This is a genomic window from Gemmatimonadaceae bacterium (assembly GCA_019752115.1).
Lineage (GTDB): Bacteria > Gemmatimonadota > Gemmatimonadetes > Gemmatimonadales > Gemmatimonadaceae > Gemmatimonas.
This window is the reverse complement of the sequence record JAIEMN010000045.1, coordinates 1-15789: the sequence shown is the minus strand read 5'-3', so window position 1 is coordinate 15789 and position 15789 is coordinate 1. Positions and strand designations below refer to the sequence as shown.

General features: G+C 68.2%; 18 protein-coding genes. 10 read left to right on the top strand and 8 right to left on the bottom strand.

Going from position 1 to position 15789, the window contains the following annotated elements; all coding sequences use genetic code 11:
- Positions 1–32: 32 nt before the first annotated feature.
- Complete coding sequence (locus K2R93_18035; protein ID MBY0491744.1) at positions 33–2579, bottom strand: protein kinase; 2547 nt, start codon at positions 2577–2579, stop codon at positions 33–35.
- A gap of 139 nt (positions 2580–2718) precedes the next feature.
- Between K2R93_18035 and K2R93_18030 the strand changes: the two genes are divergently transcribed.
- Complete coding sequence (locus K2R93_18030; protein MBY0491743.1) at positions 2719–2940, top strand: (4Fe-4S)-binding protein; 222 nt, start codon at positions 2719–2721, stop codon at positions 2938–2940.
- Positions 2941–3140: 200 nt separating this feature from the next.
- Here K2R93_18030 and msrA read toward each other — a convergent pair whose 3' ends face one another.
- Together msrA and msrB are read right to left on the bottom strand one after the other, a co-directional pair.
- The gene (gene msrA, locus K2R93_18025) at positions 3141–3641 is read right to left on the bottom strand and encodes a peptide-methionine (S)-S-oxide reductase MsrA (GenBank protein ID MBY0491742.1); all 501 of its coding nucleotides are present in this window, start codon (positions 3639–3641) and stop codon (positions 3141–3143) included.
- Positions 3634–4107: a peptide-methionine (R)-S-oxide reductase MsrB gene (msrB, locus tag K2R93_18020; GenBank protein MBY0491741.1), complete on the bottom strand. Its 474-nt coding sequence runs from the start codon at positions 4105–4107 to the stop codon at positions 3634–3636. The genes msrA and msrB overlap by 8 nt, the downstream gene beginning before the upstream one ends.
- A 251-nt stretch (positions 4108–4358) precedes the next feature.
- On the opposite strand from msrB, the gene K2R93_18015 reads away from it, so the two are divergent.
- Positions 4359–5921: a YdiU family protein gene (locus K2R93_18015; protein ID MBY0491740.1), complete on the top strand. Its 1563-nt coding sequence runs from the start codon at positions 4359–4361 to the stop codon at positions 5919–5921.
- A 26-nt stretch (positions 5922–5947) separates the two neighbouring features.
- Here K2R93_18015 and K2R93_18010 read toward each other — a convergent pair whose 3' ends face one another.
- On the bottom strand, positions 5948–6526 hold the full coding sequence (locus K2R93_18010; protein ID MBY0491739.1) for a hypothetical protein: 579 nt from the start codon (positions 6524–6526) through the stop codon (positions 5948–5950).
- Between the two features lie 58 nt (positions 6527–6584).
- Positions 6585–6995, bottom strand: coding sequence for a hypothetical protein (locus K2R93_18005; protein MBY0491738.1), 411 nt, complete (start codon positions 6993–6995; stop codon positions 6585–6587).
- A 49-nt stretch (positions 6996–7044) separates the two neighbouring features.
- Here K2R93_18005 and K2R93_18000 point away from each other — a divergent pair, with 49 nt between their 5' ends.
- From K2R93_18000 to K2R93_17990, 3 genes are read left to right on the top strand one after another with little or no spacing between them, the layout of a single operon-like run.
- On the top strand, positions 7045–9342 hold the full coding sequence (locus tag K2R93_18000; protein MBY0491737.1) for a molybdopterin-dependent oxidoreductase: 2298 nt from the start codon (positions 7045–7047) through the stop codon (positions 9340–9342).
- Entirely contained in the window at positions 9339–9872 is a 534-nt protein-coding gene (locus K2R93_17995; GenBank protein ID MBY0491736.1) for a (2Fe-2S)-binding protein, read from the top strand. Before K2R93_18000 ends, K2R93_17995 begins: the two co-directional genes overlap by 4 nt.
- Before the next feature lie 7 nt (positions 9873–9879).
- Complete coding sequence (locus K2R93_17990) at positions 9880–10836, top strand: DUF1080 domain-containing protein (GenBank protein MBY0491735.1); 957 nt, start codon at positions 9880–9882, stop codon at positions 10834–10836.
- Positions 10837–10858: 22 nt separating this feature from the next.
- Here the strand turns inward: K2R93_17990 and K2R93_17985 are convergent, their stop codons facing one another.
- Both K2R93_17985 and K2R93_17980 read right to left on the bottom strand, forming a co-directional pair.
- Positions 10859–11656, bottom strand: a complete 798-nt coding sequence (locus K2R93_17985; GenBank protein MBY0491734.1) for a molybdopterin-dependent oxidoreductase — start codon at positions 11654–11656, stop codon at positions 10859–10861.
- Complete coding sequence (locus K2R93_17980) at positions 11653–12531, bottom strand: cytochrome b/b6 domain-containing protein (GenBank protein MBY0491733.1); 879 nt, start codon at positions 12529–12531, stop codon at positions 11653–11655. Before K2R93_17980 ends, K2R93_17985 begins: the two co-directional genes overlap by 4 nt.
- 20 nt (positions 12532–12551) lie before the next feature.
- Here K2R93_17980 and K2R93_17975 point away from each other — a divergent pair, with 20 nt between their 5' ends.
- From K2R93_17975 to K2R93_17965, 3 genes are read left to right on the top strand one after another with little or no spacing between them, the layout of a single operon-like run.
- Positions 12552–12827, top strand: a complete 276-nt coding sequence (locus K2R93_17975; GenBank protein ID MBY0491732.1) for a hypothetical protein — start codon at positions 12552–12554, stop codon at positions 12825–12827.
- 2 nt (positions 12828–12829) lie between these two features.
- The gene (locus K2R93_17970; protein ID MBY0491731.1) at positions 12830–13426 is read left to right on the top strand and encodes a sigma-70 family RNA polymerase sigma factor; all 597 of its coding nucleotides are present in this window, start codon (positions 12830–12832) and stop codon (positions 13424–13426) included.
- Entirely contained in the window at positions 13423–13698 is a 276-nt protein-coding gene (locus K2R93_17965) for a zf-HC2 domain-containing protein (GenBank protein MBY0491730.1), read from the top strand. The genes K2R93_17970 and K2R93_17965 overlap by 4 nt, the downstream gene beginning before the upstream one ends.
- A gap of 238 nt (positions 13699–13936) precedes the next feature.
- Here the strand turns inward: K2R93_17965 and K2R93_17960 are convergent, their stop codons facing one another.
- On the bottom strand, positions 13937–14527 hold the full coding sequence (locus K2R93_17960) for a DUF4126 domain-containing protein (protein MBY0491729.1): 591 nt from the start codon (positions 14525–14527) through the stop codon (positions 13937–13939).
- 117 nt (positions 14528–14644) lie between these two features.
- On the opposite strand from K2R93_17960, the gene K2R93_17955 reads away from it, so the two are divergent.
- Positions 14645–15157: a hypothetical protein gene (locus K2R93_17955; GenBank protein MBY0491728.1), complete on the top strand. Its 513-nt coding sequence runs from the start codon at positions 14645–14647 to the stop codon at positions 15155–15157.
- Positions 15157–15588, top strand: coding sequence for a hypothetical protein (locus tag K2R93_17950; protein MBY0491727.1), 432 nt, complete (start codon positions 15157–15159; stop codon positions 15586–15588). The genes K2R93_17955 and K2R93_17950 overlap by 1 nt, the downstream gene beginning before the upstream one ends.
- The last annotated feature ends 201 nt before the right edge of the window (positions 15589–15789 follow it).

The window sequence follows — 15789 nt, the reverse complement described above, 5'->3', positions numbered from 1 at the left end:
GGCAATCCCGCGTTGAGCGAGGCCCCCGCCCCTTACCGGTCCTTCGCCTTCTCCTGCGCGCCGGCCACCACCCGCGCCCAGGCCGCCGTCTGCAGCGAGTCGGCCAGCGCGATCAGCGACGGATCGAAGAACCCAGAGCGCATGACGCGGAAATCGATCCCCGACGGCGACTCCAGGAAGGCCTGCCGGATCCACTGCTGGGCCGCCTCGCGCTCGCCGTGCGCCGCGTGATAGAGCGCGAGCTCACCCATCGCGAGCGACAGCGCGTACGTCGAATCCACCGGCGCCTTGCCGGTCAGCATCGCTTCCAGACTATCGGCCAGACGCTTGCCCTCGGCCGGCGCGCCGGTGCGCTCCAGGCAGAGCGCGCGCACGCCGAGGTACGGGCCGGCCGGCACACCGGGGCAGTCGGCCAGCGCGCTGCCGCCCAGCTGCAAGCGGCCCAGCAGCTCCATCTGCGAAATGATCGGCACGTCGGGGAGCATGCTGCGGGCGACGCTGCCGTTGCGCACCGTCGTCGCGAACTGATGCGACGGAATGGAATAGAGCGCCGAGGCCACGCGCTGCCCGGCCGACCGCGGATCGAGCCGCACTTCGGCTTCGGCCAGGGCGAGGGCGTCATCCCAGCGCCCCTGCCGCGCAAACAGCCCCGCGCGGAACGTCGCAAGGAACGGACTCCCCGCGCTCAAGCGGTCGGCGCGACCGAAATGCTCCGCGAGATACTCCACCGGCGCCCCGGTGATCGTCCCGATGAGCGCGCGCGACAGGGACCCGTCGCCGAGATCAGCGCGCAGCGCGACGGCCCGATCAGCGAGGGCGAGCGCGCGCGACGCGAGCACGTATTCGCCGTCGTCCTGCCGATAGCGATAGAACACCGACAGCGCGAGCGCATTCGACAGCTCCGAACTCGCCTGTGCATAGGTCGAGTCGAGTTGCAGCGCCTTCTCGAAGTGCACGATGGCCGCGCGGAATCCTTCCGGCGTGCGCTTGGAGACCTGCTCACGCCCCATCAGCCATTCGACGAACGCATCGGCTTTGCGGGGCACGGCTGCCGCTGCGCCATCGGTGCTGAGTGACAGTCGCGCCACCGCCTGTCCGGCCAGCGTGCGTACGGTGTGCGTCAGGGTATCGAGCGGCAACGAATCGCGCACCCGCAACGTCAGCGGCCCGGCGAGTGTCTGCTTGAGCGTGCCGGAAAGCGTGCGCAGCTCGAGGCGCAATGCCAGCGTCCCGTCGCGCTGCGGCGTGCCGACGATGACCACGGCCGAGTCGAGTCCCTGGGCACGCAACGTGTCCGCGACCTGACTGCTGGTGAGACTCGCCTCGAAGAGACGCTGCACCGAGACCTGTCCCAGCAGACGCAGTCCGGAGACGGGGCTCAGCTGCGCCGTGAGCAGATGCAGCAGCTGATCGCGCAGCGCGGTCGCATTGGGCACCGACGCCGGCAGTTCCGGTGCGAGCACGGTCAGCCGCTGCACGCGGGGGGTGACATCGCGCGTGCGCAGCGTCCACACGCCGATGGCGGCGGCGGCCACCACGCCCAGCGCGGCGAGTGCCGGGCGCCAGCCGCGACGGCGACCCGCGGGTGGGGTGGCCTCGACCGGCGTGGCGAACCCACGGGCGGCCTGTTCGGGTGTGGCGTACGTGGCCGAGACCGACGGCGGCGTCCCGCGTCCGGGGTCGCTGTTGATGGCGCCGTACTCGCCACTGCCGAGGCTGCTATCGAGTGGAATGCCTTCGAGGATGGTCAGCGCCCGCGCCGCCGACTCCGGGCGCGTGGCCGGGTCCCACCCCAGGCAGGATTCCACGAGCGCGGCCAGCGTGGGCGGCACATCCGTACGGATCGCCCGCAGCGGCGTGAACGCATTCTGCGCCTGCGCCGCCAGCGACTCGGTGGGCGTCCGCCCGGTCCACGGCACCCGACCGGCGAGCATCTCGTACGCCACCACGCCCGCCGCGTAGATGTCGCTGTGCGGGCCCACGTTTTCGGCGTCCACCAGCTGTTCGGGCGCCATGTACGTCGGCGTGCCGAGCACGACTCCCGGCTGCGTGGTGCCCCGCGCCGCGCCGGGGCCGGTGATGGCCTTGGCGATGCCGAAGTCGGCGAGCACCGCACTGGTGCCGGCGAGGAAGATGTTCTCGGGCTTGAGGTCACGGTGAATGACCCCATACGCGTGCGCACAGGCCAGCGCATCGAAGACGTTGCGCAGAATGCGCACCGTGGCACCGATCGACAGCCGCCCGTCGTGCTGCATGCGGCTGCGCAGCGATTCGCCGCGGACGTACGGCATCACGTAGTACGGGATGTGATGCCCCACGGTATCCTCGATCGCCCCGACCTCGATGACCGGGACGATGGTGGGGTGCTGCATGCGCGCCGTCTGCAGGACCTCGAGCCGGAAGCGCCCGATGCGCTCTTCGTCGACGAGATCAGGGGCCAGCACCTTCACGACCACCTCGCGCTCGAGGACACGGTCCTCGGCGAGGTAGATGCGGGACATTCCGCCACCGGTCAGCTCGCGCGAGATCCGGTAACGATCGCCGAGCGCCGTTTGCAGCTTGGAGCGAAGGTCGGGCATGGTCAGTGGAGGGGACCGACAGGCGTGCCCGGCAAACATAGGAGCAACGGCAGGGGCTGGTAAGCGGCCCGAACGATGAGCGCGCCGTTATCCGGCGTCGGTGCCCTGTGTACTTTGAGAGACCCTGACCGGACTCCCGATGGACGACACCCCCACCCGCGAGTATCCCGCCGGCGCCCTCGTCGTCGAGTGGCGCCAGCCCCTCTGCCAGCACAGCGGCAATTGTGTGCGGGCCAATCCACGCGTGTTCAATCCGCGCCGCCAGCCATGGGTGGAAACGGAACACGCCACCGACGCAGAGATCGAAGCGGCGGTGGCGCGGTGCCCCAGCGGGGCATTGAGGATTCGGAAGTCGGACTAGGGACAACGATGGAGGTGGGAGTCGAGATCGGGCTCGGACGTCGGGGTCGGAGTGCCCGCAGCGAGGGCCTGCTGCGCTCCGTGGTTCAGCCAACAGCGTGACCGGCACGGTGCGGCCCCCAGCACTCCGACCCACACCTCCGACAACCGTCCCGACTCCCAATTCCATATCCGGTCCGGACACCGATCACAGACGCGATCTCACCGCATCCAATGACAGGTATACCCGCCAGGATTCTTGCGGAGATAGTCCTGGTGGTACCCCTCCGCCGTCCACCACGTCGCCTCGGGTGAGATCTCGGTGGTGATCGGCTTCTTCCACAGCCCACTCGCCTGCACGCGCGCCTTCACCCGCTCCGCCGTCTCCTGCTGCTCCGGCGTCGTGTAGAAGATCGCGCTCCGGTACTGCGTCCCGATGTCGTTCCCCTGCCGGTTGAGCGTGGTGGGGTCATGCATGCGGAAGAACCAGTTCTCGAGCAGCGACTCGTAGGTCAGCACCGTGGGGTCGAACACGATGCGCACGGCTTCGGCATGCCCGCTCTTGCTGTCGTGCGTGTCGTGATACGTGGGATGCTCGAGCCACCCGCCGGTGTACCCGACATCGGTGTCGAGCACGCCGGGGATTTCGCGCAGCAGCTCTTCCATCCCCCAGAAGCAGCCGCCGGCCAGAATGGCGACTTCCTGCGGACGCGCGTCAGCCATGCGCGCCGCCGTTGGAGAAGAGATGCGCGTACTCTGCGTACCCTTCCTTCTCGAGGTCAGCGACCGGAATGAACCGGAGCGACGCCGAGTTGATGCAGTAGCGCAGGCCACCGGCCTCGCGCGGGCCATCGGGGAAGACGTGGCCGAGGTGCGAGTCGCCATGCTTGGAGCGCACTTCGACGCGGCGCATGCCGTAGCTGGTGTCGGCGTGCTCCGTCACGTTCGGCGCGACCGGCTTCGTGAAGCTCGGCCACCCGGTGCCGGAATCGAACTTGTCGGTGCTGGCAAAGAGCGGCTCGCCACTCACGATATCGACGTACAGGCCGGCTTCGTGATTGTCCCAGTAGGCGTTCCGGAACGGCGGTTCAGTGCCGCACTGCTGGGTGACGGCGAACTGCTCGGGCGAGAGCTTGCTCGCGAGCTCGTCCTTGGACGGCTTGGCGTAGGTCTTGGTGTGGTCGGACATACTGGTTGTAGTGATTTGCGGGGTACCGAGTTCCCACGGTAGTTGATCGGACTTCCGACCTCGGCCACCAGTCAGGCATCGGAATTCGGTCTCGGCAGCGGAGATCGGATGTCGGACCCTCAGGATTCTGCCATCGCCGGAATGAATTCCGAGGTCCGACTTCTGTTGTCCGCGCCCGAGACCGAGGTCCGAGGCCCGATCGAGCCCCGAAGTCCGAGATCCGATCCACCACATCAGGGTATAATCCTCGCGTGCCCCTGACCTTCGACAACCAGTTCACCACCCGCCTCCCCGGCGACCCCAATCCCGCGAACACGCGCCGCCAGGTGCTCGGCGCGGCGTGGAGCCCCGTGGAACCCACGCCAGTGGCCGCGCCACGTGTGCTCGCGGTGTCGCCCGACGTCATGGCCCTCGTGGGCTTCGAGCCCGGCGCCCAAGACGCACCCGAGTTCGCGAATGTCTTCGGCGGCAACGCGCTGCTGCCCGGCATGCGCCCCTATGCGGCCAATTATGGCGGGCACCAGTTCGGGAACTGGGCCGGCCAGCTCGGCGACGGGCGCGCGATCAGCCTGGGCGAAGTCGTGAACGCGCACGGCCAGCGGTGGGAGCTCCAGCTCAAGGGAGCCGGCCCCACGCCCTATTCACGCACCGCCGATGGGCGCGCGGTGCTGCGCTCGAGCATTCGCGAGTTTCTGTGCAGCGAAGCGATGCACTATCTGGGGGTGCCCACCACGCGCGCCCTGTCGCTCGTGGCGACCGGCGAAGCGGTGGTGCGCGATATGTTCTACAACGGCAACGCGCGCGAAGAACCGGGCGCGATCGTGTGCCGCGTGAGCCCCAGCTTCATCCGGTTCGGCAACTTCGAGATCTTCGCCGCGCGCGGCGAACTCGAATTGCTGGCGCAACTCGTCGATTTCACGATCGCGCGTGACTATCCGCATCTCACCGGTACCACCGACGAGAAGCGCATCGCGTGGTTTGCCGAGGTCGCCGAACGCACCGCGATCATGGTCGTGCACTGGATGCGCGTGGGCTTCGTGCACGGCGTGATGAACACCGACAACATGTCCATCCTCGGACTGACGATCGACTACGGCCCGTATGGTTGGGTTGACAACTTCGATCCGACGTGGACGCCGAACACCACCGACGCGCATGGGCGTCGCTATCGCTTCGGGCAGCAGCCCACGATCGCGCAGTGGAACCTCGTGCGCCTCGCCGAAGCCATCGCGCCGGTCATGCCGCCGGGTGAGCACCTGCAGGCCGGCATCGATCGCTTCGCGGCCACATTCGTGCGCGAGTACGATGCCATGAACGCCGCCAAGTTCGGGCTGCCGATCACGGACGACGCCAAGACGCTCATGCGCGAGGCGTTCAAGCTGCTCTACGACGCCGAAGTCGACTACACGTTGTTCTTCCGTGCGCTCGGCGAGATCCCCGACGAGCTCCCGGCCACGCCGGCGGTCACGCTGCTCGGCGATGTGTTCTACGACGACGCCCGGCGCGATGCCGAAGCCGCGAACGTGCAGGCCTGGCTCGAGCGCTGGCACGCCATGGTGCGGGAGACGGGCGTGCCCTTCGCCGAACGGCGCGCGCGCATGCACGCCGTGAACCCGTGGTTCGTGCTGCGCAATTACGTGGCGCAGCAGGCCATCGATGCCGCCGAAGCCGGCGATCCGAGCCTCGTGCGCACGCTGCTCGACGTGCTGCGCACCCCCTACGACGAACAGCCGGCCCACGCCGCGTTTGCGCAACGTCGCCCCGAGTGGGCGAAGACCAAGGCCGGCTGTTCGATGCTGTCCTGTTCGAGCTAGCGCGCCGCGCGCGCCAGCGCGGAGCGCTACATGGCGGGCTGCTTCCCCTGCGCCGCCTTCACCGCCTCGATGAACCGGCGGGCGTCTTCTTCCGAGAAGCGTCCGCCGTTCGTCTTGCCGCTGTGCGTCTTCCCGCGGTTCGTCTTCCCGCCGTTCGTCTCTCCACTGTTGATGTTCACTACCCCCTCATGAACATCAAAATGCAGCTCCCCATTCTCATAGCGCAGGTTCTCGACGTCCTTCGCCGGCACGCGCACCTTGAACCCCATCGCGGTATTCACCGCCGCGCTCACCGCGTTGCCGATGATCGCGCCCACGCCGCCCTTGTCGCCCGTTTCCTTCTTGATGCTGTCGGCGACGCTCTGCCGCAGGCTGTCGGAGAGCTGAATCACGACCGAATCTCCGACCACGGCGAGCACCAGCGCGCCGTCGGTGCTCGTGATCTTCACGTCGCCGTCGCCAACCGCGGCAACTTCCTTGGTATCGGGGCTGAACTGCACCGCCACCGAGGACTTGCTCGAGGTGTCGTCCGGTGTCTTCTCGCCGCACGCACTCACCAGCGTGCCCATGGCGAGCAGCAGTATTCCCGTCGTCCGTGCCATCATGCGCTCCTGAGAATCTCGAGGGATCGGGTGGCGGGCGCCGCGATGCGCCCAGCAGTCCCTACGGCTTTTTCTCCAGCGAGTTTTGGCGGTCCAGCACGACCGACACGAACGCCAGCACTTCGTCCGGGCGGAACACCGCCCCGGTCGCGCCATTCCCCACGTCGAACATCTGGGCGCCCACCCCCTTCACGGCAAAGCTCAGGCGCCCGTCGGCGAACTTGACGTTCTCCAGATAGGTGGCCGGCACACTGACCTTGCTGTTGGGGGTCATCATGTGGACCGTGTCGCCGATCACCTCGATGGCGATCGTCCCGTCGGCGCTCACCATCTGCAGGTCATCCGGGCCTAGGAGCCGCGTCTGCGCCACCTGCTTGGCGGCTGCCTGCACGGCGGCATCCTGGGGGTCACTCTTGGCGCAGCCCACCGCGGCGCACAGCGCGGCGGCAGCGATCAGACGGAAGCGAAACATCGGCTGGACGGGGAAGGCGGAGCGGTGAGGAGCTGAATATCTTCACAATATGAGACGGCGGACCTTCCTGCTGGCAGGGCTCGGGGCCGGCAGTGCCCTCTTTCTGGGATGGTCCCTGGTGCCGCCGCGGCAGCGGCTGCGCGGATCGGCCACGCCGGCGCTCCCCGCCGGCGCGATCGCCCTCAATGGCTGGCTCGCCATTGCCCCCGACGACACCGTCACCATCATCGCGCCCAAAGCGGAGATGGGACAGGGGGTCCACACCGCGCTCGCCATGCTCATCGCCGAAGAGCTGGGGTGCGACTGGGCCAAGGTGAGCGTCCGCTACAGCCCGGTGGATGCGATCTACAACAACGTCGCGGCCATCGTGGATGGCTTGCCCTTCCACCCGGACCTCGATGACAACGCCGGAGTCCGTGCGCTGCGCTGGCTGACCGCGAAGACCATCCGCGAGGCCGGCGTCATGATGACCGGTGGGTCGAGCAGTGTGCGCGATTGCTGGGAGATCGCGCGCGTCGCCGGCGCCACGGCGCGCACCGCACTGGTGCAGGTGGCGGCGCAGCGATGGAACGTGGCGCCCGCGGCGTGCACGGTGGCCAACGGCGTCATCACGAGCGCCAAGGGCACCCTGCGCTTTGGCGAACTCGTCACCGAGGCCGCCGCGGTGAAGCCGGCCGACGTCACCCTCAAGGCGCCCGGCGCCTTCACCCTCATCGGGAAGGACCGGCCGCGGCTGGAAGGGCGCGACAAGGTCACCGGAGCGGCGACGTTCGGCATCGACGTGCGCGTCCCCGGCCTCAAGTACGCGGCCGTCGCCATGCCTCCGGCATTCGGCAGTACGCCGCTGCGCTACGACCAGGCAGCAGCCATGGCCAAACCCGGCGTGCGCGCCGTGGTCGCATTGCCGGGCAGCGACTGCGGCGATCCGCCCGCCGTCGCCGTGGTGGCCGATGGGTGGTGGCAGGCGCGTCAGGGCGTCGCCGCGCTCAACGTGCAATGGAGCCTGAGCCCCGCCGGTGCGCTGTCCACACCCGGCCTGATGGAAACGCTGCGATCGCAGGCGCTCACCGACGACGGCCTCCCCATGCGCAGCAGTGGCGATGCGATGGGCGCGCTGGCCGCTGCCGATCGCGTGGTAGATGTCGTCTACGACGCGCCGTATCTGGCGCACGCGCCGATGGAGCCGATGAACGCCACGGTGCGCGTCACCGCCGATGCCGTCGAGTGCTGGGTCGGCACCCAGGTGCCCACCTTTGCCGTGAAGGCGCTCGCGCGCATCGCCGGCGTGAGCGAAGAGCAGGTCACGCTGCATCAGCAGCTGCTGGGCGGCGCCTTCGGTCGGCGCCTGGAAGTGGACGTGATCGCGCAATGCACCGCCATTGCGAAGGCAGTGCCTGGCACGCCGGTGCAGCTCCTCTATGCCCGCGAAGACGATACGCGGCACGCGCCCTATCGCCCGGCCACCGTCGCACGACTGCGTGCCGGCATCAATGCCGCGGGCGCCATCACCGGCGTCGTGGCGCATTCGGCGGGGCAGGCGCCGTTCCGCGAGCTGAGCCGACGCGTGCGGCTCATCTGGACCGAGAACGGCCCCGATCGTACCACCAGCGAAGGCACGTGGGATCAGCCGTACGAGTTCCCCGCCCTGCGCGCCTCGCACGCCGACTGTGCGTTTCCCGTGCCCGTCGGATCGTGGCGCGCCGTCGGGCATTCGCATCAGGCGTTCTTTTTCGAGTCGTTCATCGACGAACTTGCCGCCGCGACCATGCAGGATCCGCTGGCCTTCCGGTTGTCGCTGCTCACCAGGCATCCGCGCGCCACGGCGGTGCTCAAGGCGGTGGCCGAGCGCGCGGGCTGGGGCACGCCACTGGCCGCAGGCGAAGACGGTCGCCCGCGCGCGCGCGGGCTCGCGCTCCACATGGCCTTCGGGACCACGGTCGCACAGATCGCCGAAGTCTCACTCGGCGAGAACGAACGCATTCGCGTGCATCGCGTCACCTGTGCCGTGGACTGTGGGCTCGCGGTGAATCCCAACGGGATCCGGCAACAGATGGAGAGCGGGATCATCTTCGGCCTCTCGGCCGCCCTCGGCGGCGCCATCACCATTGACCAGGGGCGCGTGCGCGAAGGCAACTTCGATACGCTGCAGCCGCTGCGCATCGCCGACACGCCCATCATCGACACGATCATCATGCCGAGCAGTGCGCCCCCCACCGGGGTGGGCGAGCCGGGGTTGCCGCCCATCGCGCCGGCCGTCGCCAACGCGCTCTTCGTGCTCACCGGCACGCGCCTGCGCTCGCTGCCGCTGCGCGTGCCAAGCGGGCAGCTCGTGGGGCGGGCGCCATGAGCGAAAGCATCACGCTGCAGGTGAACGGCGCCTCGCGCGCGCTGAACGTGGCACCCGAGACCCCGCTCCTCTGGGTTCTGCGGGAAACGCTTCAGCTCACCGGCACCAAGTTCGGGTGCGGCATGGCGCTCTGCGGAGCGTGTACGGTGCATCTCGACGGCATCCCGACGCGCGCCTGCATCACCCCCGTTGGTGCGGTCGGTGCGCGAGCGGTCACGACCATCGAAGGCGTCACCGGCGAAGGCAGCGCCGTGACGGTAGCCCGCGCGGTGCAGGACGCTTGGGTCGCGCAGGACGTCGCGCAGTGCGGCTACTGCCAGTCCGGGCAGGTCATGGCCGCCGTGGCGCTCCTGGTCAGTAACCGATCGCCGTCCGACAGCGATATTGACAGTGCGATGCAGGGCAACCTGTGTCGCTGCGGATCGTATCCGCGCATTCGCGCCGCCATTCACGCGGCGGCGCAGCAGTTGACCACCTCCCCAGACGCGACCCCTCCCGCGGCCGACGCGTCACCCACCCGCTCACGCTGAGCTTCGCATGTCTGTTCGTGTTCGTGCCACGGCGGCTGTTGCGCTGACGGTCGTTTCGTCGATCCTCGCCACGCGCGTTGCTGCGCAACCGGTCAATACCGCGGTCGCCGGCCGCTGGGACCTCACGGTGCAGGGTCCCGATCGCGAGTACCCCTCGTGGCTCGAGGTCTATCTCTCCGGCAGTCGCACGCTCGTGGGCCGCTTCGTGCATGACGGCGGCAGCGCGCGCCCGGTGGCGAAGGTGACGTTCGCCAACAACGTGGTGCGCTTTGCCATTCCGCCACAGTGGGAGGGCGGGAACGGCGAACTGCAGGTCGAAGCGACGCTCGCCAACGACACGCTGCGCGGCACGCTCACCACGGTGAGCGGCGAGAAGCACGCGCTCGTCGGCGTGCGCGCTCCAATGCTGCGCCGCACCGCCGCGCCGGTGTGGGACAAGCCCATCGCGCTCTTCGACGGCACGACCATGAATGCCTGGGAGCCGATGGGCGACAACAGCCGCTGGAGCGTGGTGAATGGCATCCTCACCAATGCCCGCGGCGGCGCCAACCTGCGCACGAAGCAGGTCTTCGAAGACTTCAAGCTGCACGCCGAGGTGCGTCTGCCGCCCGGCGGGAACAGCGGCATCTACCTCCGCGGCCGTCACGAGGTGCAGGTCGAAGACTCCGTCGGCGTGGAACCCAAGTCCACGCACATGGGTGGCGTCTACGGCTTCCTGGTGCCCAACGAGAACGTCTACACCGGGCCCAATCAGTGGCAGACGTTCGACATCACGCTGATCGGGCGCCGCGTCACGGTCGTGCTCAACGGCAAGGCGATCATCGTCGATCAGACGATCCCCGGCATCACCGGCGGCGCCATCGACAGCAAGGAAGGCGAGCCGGGCCCCATCTACCTGCAGGGCGATCACGGGCGCATCGAGTACCGCAACATCGTGATCACGCCGGCGCGCTCGGCCAAGTAGCAAGGCCCATGGTGCGGCCCACTCAGGTCCCGCCGAACCACTCATACCCCTCGTCGCTCCAATACCCGCCATTGGGAGCGGGCATGAAGGTGATGCGCGTCAGGTACTTGGTGTTCTTGTAGCCGAGCTTGATGGGGGAGTGAATGCGCGCCGGCGCCCCGTAGGCCGGTGAGAGCGCCTTTCCGTCTTTCGCGACCACCACGAGCGTCTGGGGATGCATCGCACTCTCCACATCCCAGCTCTCGTGGTAGTCGCTGTCGAATGAGGCGAAGTCCACATACCCGGCATCGGCCGTGGGCTGTGCGAGCGCGGCGAGCGTGCGAAACGGAACTCCCTGGAACTCCACCGCCGCGCTCCACCCTTCCACGCAGTAGTGATGCACGCGCTGCGTTTGCGTGGCCATGCCGCGCACCTGGTCGTACGTGAGGCGCAGCGGGGTCTTCACCGCACCGGTGACCTCGAGCGTCCACGCACCGCGCATCATCGCATTCCAGGTCGGCACCTGGTCTGATATGAAGTAGGACGGGAACGCGTCACCGGCCACCATCACGCCGCGCGGGACGCGATCGGTTCGATTGGCCTGACGCAGCAGCCAACGCTCCAGGCGCTCGTTCCCCTGGCCGACGGTCTTGAGCACGCGATCCACCTGATCGCTGCCGGGGGCGCTGCAGGCGGCCACCAGCGGCGCCGCCACCCCGAGGCTCATGAGCCGTACGAACGCGCGGCGATCGAGTGCCCCGCGTGCCTGCAGCGACTCGGCGGTCGTTTCCACGCGGGTCGTGATGATCCGGCGCAACGTCGCGAGCCCATGCCGGTTCATGCGACCTCCGTTGGCGCCGGCGCCTCTGTGATGGGTGCCGACACGTGCGCGCGGCGCGGCAACAGATGCAGCAGCGGCCGCGCATTGCGCGCTTCCGGCGACCACCGCTCGGCGTCGTACCCGCCCGACGTCATGGCCCGCAGCGCGTAGGGGTCCACCGTAAAGACCATGAACACGTGCACGACCACGAGCAGCCCGAGGAGCAGCATCGCGCTGAAATGCCACCAGCGCGCCCAGGCGTAGCCCCCCAGCAGCGAGGTGAGCCAGCCGAGGCTCACCGGCTTCCAGATGGCGAGCCCGGAGATGATCAGCACCGCCGCACACACCAGCATGGTCGTATACGCGTACTGCTGCAGCGCATTGTGCTTCCCCTGGACCGGATGATCGCGGCGCAGGAAGAGATAGAAGCGCGCCATCTCGAGCGCATCCCGCCATCGCGACACCCGGGGGACAATGGTCCGCCAACGGCCACGCTGATACAGATGCGCGAGGTATACGAGGCCATTGAGACCGAGCACCCACATCATGGCAAAGTGCCAGTGGCGGGCGCCGCCCAGCCATCCGCCAATGGTGATGGCATCAGGCGCACGCATCCCCTCAAAGGGCCAGAGCGCCCACGGCGCGCTGCCTTTGGGAGCGAAGGCGGGCGACGCATTGAAGATCCGGAGCCCGGATGCCGCCATGACGAGCACGGCAACCGCGGAGATCCAGTGGGTCGCGCGGGCGATTGGGTGATGACGAGGCGAGGGCGTGGTCGTGCGCTCACGTAGACGCGACCCCGCATGGCAGTTCCCGTTCGCCCCTCCCGCGGGCGCCGGGAACTTCCCGGAAGGCGTCGGTCTACCTGTGTTGCGCCGGTTGATCGACCGGCTCAACCCCAACCGGAACTCGACCCATGCGAATGTCCCAGCTGCTCCCCACCGTGGCGCTCGTCGTCGCGTCGGCCACCACGCTGCACGCGCAGGATGCCATGAAGGCGAAGGGCGACAGCGCCAAGAAGGGCGCAATGACCAAGAAAGATGCCATGAAGCACGATGGCATGGCCAAGGGCGACGCCATGAAGCATGATGGCATGGCAAAGACCGACGCCATGAAACACGAGATGAAGCACGAGATGAAGAAGGATGCCATGGGCAAGGCGCCCGCCAAGAAAGACACCGTCAAGCGCTGAGCATGACCGCTTCGGAGCGTGATGCCGCCTTTGAGCGGGAGGCGTTGGCCTGTCTTGGCGACGTGGCCCGCTTCGCGCGCTCGCTCACGAAGGACGCCACCGCGGCGGATGATCTCGTGCAGGAGACCTTTCTCCTCGCCTATCGGGGGTATGCGTCGTTTCAGCCGGGCGCCGATGTGCGACGGTGGCTCTTCACCATCTGTCATCACGCGTGGCTGCGCATCGCGCAGCGGGAGCAGCGGTTGGTGCTCACCACCGATGGTGACGACGCCGAACTGGAGACGCTGGGTGCCGTGATGGGGCACGTGGCGGCCCAGCGCAGCGGCTTGGATCGCTTTGTGAACACGCTCGACGTGGGGCCGGCGATACGCGCCGCCATTGACGGACTCGCGCCGCCCTTCCGTGCCGCCGCGCAGTTGGTGGATGTGGACGGCTACGCGTATGACGAGGCCGCCGAGGTGCTGGGCGTCCCCGTCGGGACGGTGCGCTCGCGACTCTTTCGGGCGCGGCGACTCCTGCAGGAACAGTTGTTCGACTATGCGCGCGACGCCGGCGTCGTTCGCCAGCCTTCGTCACCCGCTCAGGAGTCCCGCCCATGAGCTCGCCCCACTTTGATCCGGTCGCCGTCATCGACTGCGATACCGCGGTTCGCCGTCTCTGGGATTATCTCGACGCCGAGCTCGACGCCCCACGCTTCGCCGAAGTCGAGCAGCATCTCGCCGCGTGCGCCGAGTGCTCGGAGCATGTCTCGTTCTCGCGCGCCTTCCTGCGCGCCGTGCACGAGGCAGCGGCGCCGGCCGCGCTGTCGGAGGAGACCCTGCGGCAGCGCGTGCTTGCGCGGCTCGCCGCCGAGGGATTCCGCACCCCGTGATGCCGGGGATCTGGCGGGATTTGGCGGGACTCGGTGGGATTTGGAGGGATTTGGTGGGATGAGGGGATCACTGAAACAGCAGCAGGGATTCAATGGATCAAGTGGATTACGCGGATACCACATGGTGTTGTGGTATCCGCGAAATCCATAAGATCCCCTCAATCCCCCAGTGCTGTTTCAGTAATCCCGACGATCCCTTCGGCATCCCCAGAATCCAACACGCTCTCGCCCAACGCCTTCAAGGACCGCGCGGGATTCGCGGCGCCGTCGGCGTCTCCGCCGCCGCGCGCCGTGCGGCGGTGCGCCCGAACATCAACGAGTGCACACGCCGCGCGAAGAACACGAGCAGCAACAGCACCGCGACGAGCGTGACGACCGGCAGGAAAATCGCGAGCGCACTCGTCACGACTGCGCCGATCAGCTCCAGCAGCGCCACGACGGGATTGCCCAGCCCGCCGGTGAGCGTGGTGCTCTTGAAGCGTGTGAACACCGTGGCACCCTGCGTCACGCCGGCCGCGCCACCGGCCAGCAGCACCGCGCTCCACTTGAGGAGCGGCGGCAGATCGACCACGACGCTGGCGGCGGCGAGCATGCCGGCCAGCATCGCCGCCGGCGTGGCGACAACGTCCAGCAGCTGATCGAGCCACGGAATGGCGTACGCGCCCACCTCGAGAATGGTCGCCGTGGCGAGCGCCGCGAGCGCCGGCGTGCTGGTGAGCCACGCAAACTCGGGGGAGAGCGGCAGCACGTCGGTCTTGGCGGCAATTGCCGCCGCCAGTAGCGGGACGAACACCCGGAACCCCGCCGCCGCCGCGAGTCCGAGCCCCACCGCCACGCCAATGAGCGCGTCGGTACCGGGCAGATCGAGGGCAGCAAGCGCGGCGAGCATGCGGGAGAGATACCCCAATCCGGTTCCGGAAGCGAATGCCGGGCGCTACCCTGTGGCATGGGCGTCATTCTCCGCTGGCTCTTCTTTGCCACGCTGTCGGTCATCCTGCTGCTGCAGCTGCGAGGGCTCGATCAGTCGCTGATCTCCCCCGAGACGCCCTTCGGCATCGTGGGCTACGAATTGGCGTTCACCGCTGCCAGGGCTCGACAGATCCTCGAGGCGTGGCGGGGCATGGATGCGCTCGAAACCGCGCGCGTCAGCCTCGGGCTCGATGTCGCCTTCCTGCTGGCCTATCCGTGGTTCTTCCGGAGCTCCTGCCAGCTGCTGCTGCGCCGCGGCGTGGCCACGCGCTTTGACCGTATCGGCCAGTGGGTGGCCGGGGCCGTCCTCCTCTGCACCCCACTCGACGCGACCGAGAACTTCGTCCTCTGGCGCATGCTGGAAACGAACGTCACACCGGTCGGCGCCGCCCTTGCCGGCCTCGTCGCGACGCTCAAGTTCTTGCTGGTCCTCGCCGCCGGTCTCTGGTGTCTCGTGGCGCTGTCGCGCCGCTTCTCTTCGTCCCGCTAATGCCCGAATCCCCAAGCTCCGGCGGCATCGCCGCCCGCGCCGTCGCCGCGCTCGTGCTCGTGTTCGGCACGTACAATCCGGAAGGCCTCTCATACTTCCACTGGGCGATCGCGCCTCTGCGCACCGGCACCCCCACCGCCGGCCCCGCCTCCGTGAAGGTGCTCGTCGGCATCCTCCTCCTCGGCGCCTGGGGTGTGTTCATCAACGCCACCCGCCGCTCCATCGGCATTGCCGGCGCGCTGCTCATCATGGCGCTCTCCGCCTGCGTCACCTGGGTCCTCATGGACTTCGGCGTCGTCAGCGCCAGCTCCAGCCGCGGCATCACGCACGTCGTGCTCTTCTGCACGGCCATGCTGCTCGCGGTCGGCATGAACTGGAGCCACGTGCAGCGGCGGTTGAGTGGGCAGGTGGACATGGACAACACGGATTGAGGGTTCGGTTGGGGTTTCTTTGAGAGCCGAGAACCGAGCCGTGAGCATCGAGAAGTGAGCGGTGAGCTCACCGCTCATGTCTGTTCAGACCGGGATGATGGGTGACACCGAGACCGGGATGATGGGTGACACTGGGCCATGTTTTGAGCTCCACGCGGAGGAGCTCGATGCCCTGGCAGACCAGTACCCCCATGTCCAAGC

Excerpts from the sequence above, each read along its gene's own strand:
- K2R93_17990 (MBY0491735.1), top strand. The coding sequence starts at position 9,880 with ATGTCTGTTCGTGTTCGTGCCACGGCGGCTGTTGCGCTGACGGTCGTT.
- K2R93_18035 (MBY0491744.1), bottom strand. The coding sequence starts at position 2,579 with ATGCCCGACCTTCGCTCCAAGCTGCAAACGGCGCTCGGCGATCGTTAC.
- K2R93_18005 (MBY0491738.1), bottom strand. The coding sequence starts at position 6,995 with ATGTTTCGCTTCCGTCTGATCGCTGCCGCCGCGCTGTGCGCCGCGGTG.
- K2R93_17950 (MBY0491727.1), top strand. The coding sequence starts at position 15,157 with ATGCCCGAATCCCCAAGCTCCGGCGGCATCGCCGCCCGCGCCGTCGCC.
- K2R93_17995 (MBY0491736.1), top strand. The coding sequence starts at position 9,339 with ATGAGCGAAAGCATCACGCTGCAGGTGAACGGCGCCTCGCGCGCGCTG.
- K2R93_17965 (MBY0491730.1), top strand. The coding sequence starts at position 13,423 with ATGAGCTCGCCCCACTTTGATCCGGTCGCCGTCATCGACTGCGATACC.
- K2R93_18030 (MBY0491743.1), top strand. The coding sequence starts at position 2,719 with ATGGACGACACCCCCACCCGCGAGTATCCCGCCGGCGCCCTCGTCGTC.
- K2R93_17975 (MBY0491732.1), top strand. The coding sequence starts at position 12,552 with ATGCGAATGTCCCAGCTGCTCCCCACCGTGGCGCTCGTCGTCGCGTCG.
- K2R93_17970 (MBY0491731.1), top strand. The coding sequence starts at position 12,830 with ATGACCGCTTCGGAGCGTGATGCCGCCTTTGAGCGGGAGGCGTTGGCC.
- K2R93_18010 (MBY0491739.1), bottom strand. The coding sequence starts at position 6,526 with ATGATGGCACGGACGACGGGAATACTGCTGCTCGCCATGGGCACGCTG.
- K2R93_17985 (MBY0491734.1), bottom strand. The coding sequence starts at position 11,656 with ATGAACCGGCATGGGCTCGCGACGTTGCGCCGGATCATCACGACCCGC.
- K2R93_18000 (MBY0491737.1), top strand. The coding sequence starts at position 7,045 with ATGAGACGGCGGACCTTCCTGCTGGCAGGGCTCGGGGCCGGCAGTGCC.
- msrA (MBY0491742.1), bottom strand. The coding sequence starts at position 3,641 with ATGGCTGACGCGCGTCCGCAGGAAGTCGCCATTCTGGCCGGCGGCTGC.
- msrB (MBY0491741.1), bottom strand. The coding sequence starts at position 4,107 with ATGTCCGACCACACCAAGACCTACGCCAAGCCGTCCAAGGACGAGCTC.
- K2R93_17955 (MBY0491728.1), top strand. The coding sequence starts at position 14,645 with ATGGGCGTCATTCTCCGCTGGCTCTTCTTTGCCACGCTGTCGGTCATC.